The 6,752-nt window shown below is 41.5% G+C and carries 7 protein-coding genes; 4 read left to right on the top strand and 3 right to left on the bottom strand.

What is annotated here, in order from left to right:
• Positions 1-148 precede the first annotated feature (148 nt).
• A complete protein-coding gene (locus ACFFAP_RS34365) occupies positions 149-574 on the bottom strand; it encodes a hypothetical protein (RefSeq protein WP_375515409.1) in 426 nt (141 codons plus the stop codon).
• 106 nt (positions 575-680) lie between these two features.
• Between ACFFAP_RS34365 and ACFFAP_RS34360 the strand changes: the two genes are divergently transcribed.
• The gene (locus tag ACFFAP_RS34360) at positions 681-887 is read left to right on the top strand and encodes a hypothetical protein (protein ID WP_375515408.1); all 207 of its coding nucleotides are present in this window, start codon (positions 681-683) and stop codon (positions 885-887) included.
• 42 nt (positions 888-929) lie between these two features.
• Here ACFFAP_RS34360 and ACFFAP_RS34355 read toward each other — a convergent pair whose 3' ends face one another.
• Positions 930-2,198: an HhoA/HhoB/HtrA family serine endopeptidase gene (locus ACFFAP_RS34355; protein ID WP_375515407.1), complete on the bottom strand. Its 1,269-nt coding sequence runs from the start codon at positions 2,196-2,198 to the stop codon at positions 930-932.
• Positions 2,199-2,381: 183 nt separating this feature from the next.
• Here ACFFAP_RS34355 and ACFFAP_RS34350 point away from each other — a divergent pair, with 183 nt between their 5' ends.
• From ACFFAP_RS34350 to ACFFAP_RS34340, 3 genes are all read left to right on the top strand, one after another.
• Positions 2,382-3,302, top strand: coding sequence for a phosphorylase (locus ACFFAP_RS34350; RefSeq protein ID WP_375515406.1), 921 nt, complete (start codon positions 2,382-2,384; stop codon positions 3,300-3,302).
• 703 nt (positions 3,303-4,005) lie between these two features.
• Positions 4,006-4,344: a CpeR family transcriptional regulator gene (locus ACFFAP_RS34345; RefSeq protein WP_375515405.1), complete on the top strand. Its 339-nt coding sequence runs from the start codon at positions 4,006-4,008 to the stop codon at positions 4,342-4,344.
• A 462-nt stretch (positions 4,345-4,806) separates the two neighbouring features.
• Positions 4,807-5,814, top strand: coding sequence for a phycobilisome rod-core linker polypeptide (locus tag ACFFAP_RS34340; RefSeq protein ID WP_375515404.1), 1,008 nt, complete (start codon positions 4,807-4,809; stop codon positions 5,812-5,814).
• A gap of 186 nt (positions 5,815-6,000) precedes the next feature.
• Here ACFFAP_RS34340 and ACFFAP_RS34335 read toward each other — a convergent pair whose 3' ends face one another.
• Positions 6,001-6,261: a hypothetical protein gene (locus tag ACFFAP_RS34335; protein ID WP_375515403.1), complete on the bottom strand. Its 261-nt coding sequence runs from the start codon at positions 6,259-6,261 to the stop codon at positions 6,001-6,003.
• Positions 6,262-6,752 lie beyond the last annotated feature (491 nt).

Raw genomic sequence — 6,752 nt, 5'->3', positions numbered from 1 at the left:
TTTCTCAAGTTTGCTTCCATCTATTATATGTAGCTTCATATTAAATTGGTATTAGAATATTTATAAAGCGGATTTTTAAACACTACGAAAGCTATAAAAAAATAAATCTGCATCTGGAGATTTTCTAGCAGGCGATCGCTTAAGCTCCTCAAACACGCCGATCGCGTTTTATATCACCAACAACTTTTTCCAAAATCCAGCTCTCTAATTTATTTGGATTTAATTGTTGCTGATGTGTAATCAACCGATTGGCAATTTCTTCATTACCACTGAGTAAATTCAGAAGTTCCTTGTACAATGGATTATTCTTAGACACTACTTTTGGTTTACTAGGCTGCCTCTTCATCTTTTTCAGGTCTGGTAATGCCTTATCTGAAGGTGAAGACAGAGATTTGAATTGGAACGGTGGTGAGGATGTTGGTTGCCCAGGAGCTTTAGCTTTTAGTTTTGATGTATCTATCCCATGTTCCTGAAGTAGGAATTCGTACTCATCTATAGCTTGTCTGAAAAGCTTTACAGATTCTTGGTATTGGTTTACGGACTGCTTAAACAGTTTTGTGGATTGTTGATACATATACAAAGCTTTTCTCTGAAGCAAAATTTTGATGATGGATATAACCAGTAAAAGGGATGCAATAAATAAAGCAATCTGTAGCTGAAGAATGAGCGTAAGCTGCATAATGAATTTTGAGTTAGTGGTACAACTCTACAAATACAGGGAATCTCTAGGTGAAGACATCAGAAAAATTGCCGTATTTGTTTTATGCTCATCAATGATGCACGTAGACCCCGCGATCGCCTGTGGTGAATGTATACCGATAAATAAAGCCGTCCTACTAATGACAGGACGGCTTTATTTTGAGCTTTCTTTGTTTTCTTTAATTTAGTCAGAAGCTGATATTATTACTCAAAACGGCTCACCACAGCGATTACTGTACTTGGGTGGGGAAAGCACCAGGTCGCACAGCTATGTTAAGATTTTGCCCATTGCGACGTAATTCCATACGTAAATCGCCTCCGACTTGGCTATTTTCTACTGCTTTTTGAACACTGCTGGCATCTGTGACTGTTTGCCCACCAAGCTTTTGAATCACATCTCCAGCACGTATCCCTGCTTTAGCAGCTGGTGAATTTGGGACAACTTTCACAACTAATACACCTTTATCTTCATTCACACTCAAACCGCTATTGGGATCTGAGTTGATATTTTGTTTTAGCTGAGGCGTTAACCCTACCATCTGAATTCCCAGATAAGGATGTTCTACTTTGCCTGTAGCTATTAGTTGACTGGAAATGCGTTGGGCTGTGTTGATAGGAATAGCAAAGCCTAATCCTTGTGCCCCTTGAATAATGGCTGTATTCATGGCAATTACCTCGCCACGGTAATTTAATAGGGGCCCACCGGAGTTACCGGGATTAATCGCTGCGTCAGTTTGAATATACTCTACTCGCTTATCAGGAGCGCCAATTTGATTGCTACTGCGTCCGGTAGCACTGATGATTCCAGTAGTTACTGTATTATCTAGTCCAAGGGGGTTGCCGATCGCGATCGCCCATTCTCCGGGTTGTAGTTGATCTGAGTTACCTATGGCTACTAACGGTAGATTGTTCGCCTGAATCTTGACAACAGCAACATCTGTCAACTCATCTTTACCTAACACTTTTCCTTTAAAACTACGCCCATCCTTGAGGGTTACTGTTACCGTATCAGCACCATCAACTACGTGGGCGTTGGTGAGAATACGACCATCAGCACTAATAATAAAACCTGAACCAGTACCCCGTTCTACCCGATTCTGTTGTTGATCTGGTAGTTGAGAGCCAAAAAAGCGTTGAAAGAATGGATCGTTGCTAAATTCATCTGGTATCTGGGTTTTTACGGTTCGTGAAGAGTCAATCCGCACTACAGCCGGGCCGACCTTTTGCACTACCTTGGTAACAAAGTTAGGATCTGTGGTAGCTGGTATTGGAGGAGCAGCATTTACTCGACTCACTGCCAAATTAGATGCACTTTCAGACACCTGCCGAGGGTGTCCAGCCATATAGCCGCCTGCTAATGTCATACCTGATCCCAGCAGCACCAGCGATAGAGAGGCGGCAGCCTTTTTCCAGGGTGTTCGATTATGGTATTTGGTATCAGGAGTGTTATGTGAAATGCTATTTGATGGGTGTTCTCTGTCGCGAGATTCGTTTTGCATTGCTGTCTGGAAGGATATTTAGATGTATTACTAATGTAGATATGATTTATGACAGTTTTGTTGCGAAGGTATTGCGTTGTTGTGAAAGGTTTGGTATTTTAATGAACCGTATTGGAATATAGTCATTGTTAAAGGGGCACAGCTTTGCGCTGCGTGTTCTGTACCATGCCTGAAGGGATAAAAATGGCACAGGGAAAAATCTTACTTAAACCTGGCACTTTATGGACAAGTGTTAAAGAACGGACTGAACATGCTTTACAATGCGGGGCGCTACTATCGATTCCGACAGAATTTGAATTTGTTGAACAGGATGGCGTGCGCTTTTTGGTGCGGATTTTGTCTAACCTGAATCGCAAAAAAGCAGCTAAAGAGAAACACCAAAAACAATCTGCTACTTCTGGTGAAGAGTTTAATCCTTTTTTGCCCTATGAAGAAGATTTATTTGTAGCGGATATTTCCGATACACATGTATGTATCTTGAATAAATTCAATGTTGTTGATTATCACCTACTAATCATCACCCGTGCCTTCGAGGAACAGGAAAGTTTACTGACTCTGGAAGATTTTGCGGCTATGTGGGCGTGTTTGGCTGATTTCGATGGTTTAGCATTTTATAACAGTGGTAAAACCGCAGGTGCGAGTCAGCGACATAAGCACTTGCAATTAGTGCCGCTACCACTTACACCTTCGGGGCCGCAGATACCTATTGAGCCTCTGCTAACAGCAGCACAATTTCAGGAATTGATACCTTCTGGTGTGTCCGCTACGCCAACGGTAGCCTTTACCAACGCAATACCAAAACTTCCTTTTGTACACGCTTTTGCACCATTAAATCCCCATTGGGTGCGATCGCCATTCGCAGGTGGACAAGCAACTTTAGAAGTCTATCGTACTTTGCTACATTCTGTGGGTTCTAGTGCTTACAATTTGCTAGCGACACGAGAATGGATGTTGATCGTACCGCGATCGCAAGAGCATTTCCAGTCTATCTCTGTGAATTCATTAGGATTCGCTGGTGCTTTACTAGTGCGGAATGCAGTAGAAATGGAGATTCTCAAAGCCCAAGGCCCGATGACTATCCTCAAGAGTGTCGCTGTATGTTAATTAAGTTGGTGCGATGTCTACAAGAGGCTTTGCATGAAATTATATACCTGACTTTTCACGATATCTGGAAAACCTCGCTTCTATTTCTCTCTTATAACAGGAGAGAGACTTTGAATTTTCCCCCTTGTTTACGAAACGCAGATTTATGCACAACAACTCGTGAGAGTTTGAGTGCTTGACCGTGCCAATTTTAGATTTTTAGATTTGCCTAAGTACAGATGAAAAAGTGACTGGGAACAACGAGGAGAATAATAACTCAGTACTCCTAACTCAGCACTGGCTCAACCATAGCTATGCGCTAACAGCACTTAGCACTTCTGAATGCGGTTATGATCAAGAAGGGTAGCATCTCGGCTAGGAGAATAACTTTTTAGCCAAAATACCTTTTGGATTGTAAGCTACTTTTTGAAACCACTTTTCTAATGGAAATTACTGAATCTTTTGAATTTTCAATTGGACGATGGCGATCGCACCATAGCGATCTCATTATTTAGCATTCGCTCACCTTGAGCAAGTGCTTTCTAACACTGACATTGAGCTTCTACCCGTCGATGAGTCGGCGGTGGTAAAAATCTATTTGGAGAAATCTAGAAAAAGGTATGGATATTGAAACCTACAAGCAAATATGCAAGCTAACCTCTGGCCCTTTGCAGTTTGAAAAACGGAAAAGTTTTGTTGATGATTTATGTGCGGTGAGCGCTTTATGTCGATTCAGCTGGAATCTGTTAAATCTAAAATGTTACCTCCACAAGCTGAAAAAAAGATGCGCTGCTGGATTCGCAGTCGCCACTTGATTTGTTTGGGTAACTTTTTTATCTTCGAGACATTAGAATATACCACGATTGAAAGATTCTCTCAATGTGTCGCTTCTTTAGGAGGAACAGTAATATCCGTTGACCCCATTAATAAAATTTGGATGGGTGATCATCGCCAAGTAATTTTATATCAGGCAAAAGCTAGTTTACACACACCTCATCATACTTTGAAACAATACTGGATAAACTCTGGTAGTGCATACACTAAATTTGATGAGCGTGCTTGAGAGTTACTATCCTGCGGAAATATTTCTTTCTGACAGGTGTTTACACCCAATTCAAAATTAAGTTTTGAATTTTAACTACTCCCTAAGGGGGTTGACGGTTAATTGTTAATGTTTAATTGCTAATTGTTTACTATAATTAGCTATTACTTATTAACAGTTAGCCGTCTAAGTTTGTTAGAAAATGTAACTAAAAAAGTCCCCAAAACTTGATAAATTAATCCTGACTGTAAAGGGAATTAAAATTTGTTAGTGCTTATATCGATTACCTATGAGGTTGCTCCAGAACAATTTGCTCAAGCCCCAAGTCTTACTAAGCTTGGTTTTATGTAGTTTCACAAATAATTGGTATTAGCTGTATCACATAACCACTAACAAATACTTAGCTCCCATTACCTTTAAAAATATAGATTTTTAGCAAACGTCCTCAAAGCCATTAGTTACTCCTACCCACACTAACCAAGTATGCAAATCTTCTTAGACGAAGAAACCAGACGACGCCAATATCAAGCATTTCCCCAAACAGAACCCATTGAACTGTGGACTAATGCTTCAGTTGATGACATTGAAATTGTAATTCGGGCAGTTTATCGGCAAGTGTTGGGTAATGCCTACGTTATGGAAAGTGAGCGGCTGATTGTTCCAGAATCCCAACTCAAGCAAGGTATAATCGATGTCCGTGAGTTTGTGCGTCAGGTTGCCAAATCAGAGTTGTATCGCTCCAGATTTTTTGATAAAGTTTACCGCTACCGTGCGATTGAACTTAACTTCAAGCACCTGCTGGGTCGCGCTCCCGATGACTACTCCGAGACGAAATATCACAGTAACATTTTAGATGAGAAGGGTTTTGAGGCGGATATTGATTCTTATCTTGATAGCGACGAGTATCTAGATGCCTTTGGGGATAACATAGTGCCATATTACCGGGGTTATAAAACTCAAACGGGCAAAAAGATATTGGAATTTACCAATATGCTGCAACTGTTGCGGAGCAATTCTAGCAGTGACAAGAACCTAGCAACGAATAATGAACCTCAGCTGGTGCGATCGCTAATTACCAACACTCCTTATGGTAGAGTGAAACCCACGGATATTAGTGCTTTACTTGCTGAAGTATTCAAGCGAAAGCCAGAAACTGCTGCTCCAGTTAATCCATTTATTGCGGCTCAGACAGCAGCTGAACAAGCCTTGCAGCAAAAGATTAAAGAGCAAGAAAGCCAGATTGCAACTTTGCAACAGCAACTAGCAGACTTACAACCCTTTGCTAGCATCGGTGCAACAAAATTCACTACTAGTTCGCAGTCTTCCAGTTCCGTTAGCAGCAGTAAGGAATATACATCTTTGCAACAGCAAGCTGAGGCGCAAGCAAAACAGATTGCAGCTTTGCAAGAGCAAATTGCTGATGCTCAACGGTATGCCACAATTGGAGAAGCGCGGTTGAATAAGTGGCGCAGTCGCGTTTTTAATGGCTAATTTCTCTACTGTTTAGTTTTGTAGGGTGCGTTACGCCAAAGGCTAACGCACCGTTTTTGCCACAAACGCTTTAGCAAAACTTAAAAACCTAGCATAGTTTACCGCCGTAGGCATCGCATGAGATAATTCTAAAAAGTGCGTAGACGCAAAGTTTCACTAAACCAACACTGATTTGATTTGCTCTATCTAGCTGTTGCACACTTCTTCTTCCAAGTCAAACCATTCTTCCACCAATCCCAAATCGCGTTCTGTGCGTTGGATGGCTCCCTCTTTTAACTGTTCTCTAAGATTAACTAAGGCTTTCTGAGCTATATAATATTGCACAGCTTGGTTGATAAATCGACTGCGTTGGCGTAGCCTCTCCTCTGGAGAATCGCCTTTTTCAATGACTCGATCAATTATTTCAATCGTCTCTTGTGGCAAGGTGATGTTAATCTGTCGATGCATGATTTATTGCTTTATCTTGCCTATCAGCTTTATTTTATCTCATGTCCGGCTAAATACTTGTGATTACGATCGCAGCGATCGCACAGTGAAGTAATCGCATAATTGCGATCGCAACTCTTAGAGACGCTGTGCGAACGTTCCACTCGCAATCACATATCGTAAGTGATTGAGCGGACTTGATATTACACATCTAAACTGTGTATAGTTGTGTTGAAAGAGCGTAGTTTACCGCACTTCTCTACGAGACGCTGCGCGAACGACAGGCTCAATGACCACCGTAGGCATCGCATGAGATAATTTTACAAAGTGCGTAGACGCTGCCTCGGCTTGTCGCCAGACCTCGCTTGGCTTTCACTTGATATCATCGCAGAGACGCTTATCGCTCTCATTCAAATTTGGGTTATTCTGCAAATAATCATGCAGCCAATTGCAACCCCGCACTAACAATTGGTCTAAATTCTCCACAGGCCATAACCGCGCTGTCTTGTCAT

It is taken from the genome of uncultured Nostoc sp. (assembly GCF_964245575.1).
Classification (GTDB): Bacteria; Cyanobacteriota; Cyanobacteriia; order Cyanobacteriales; family Nostocaceae; genus Nostoc.
Note: the sequence above shows the minus strand (reverse complement) of the source record. Positions and strands in the feature narration are given on the sequence as shown.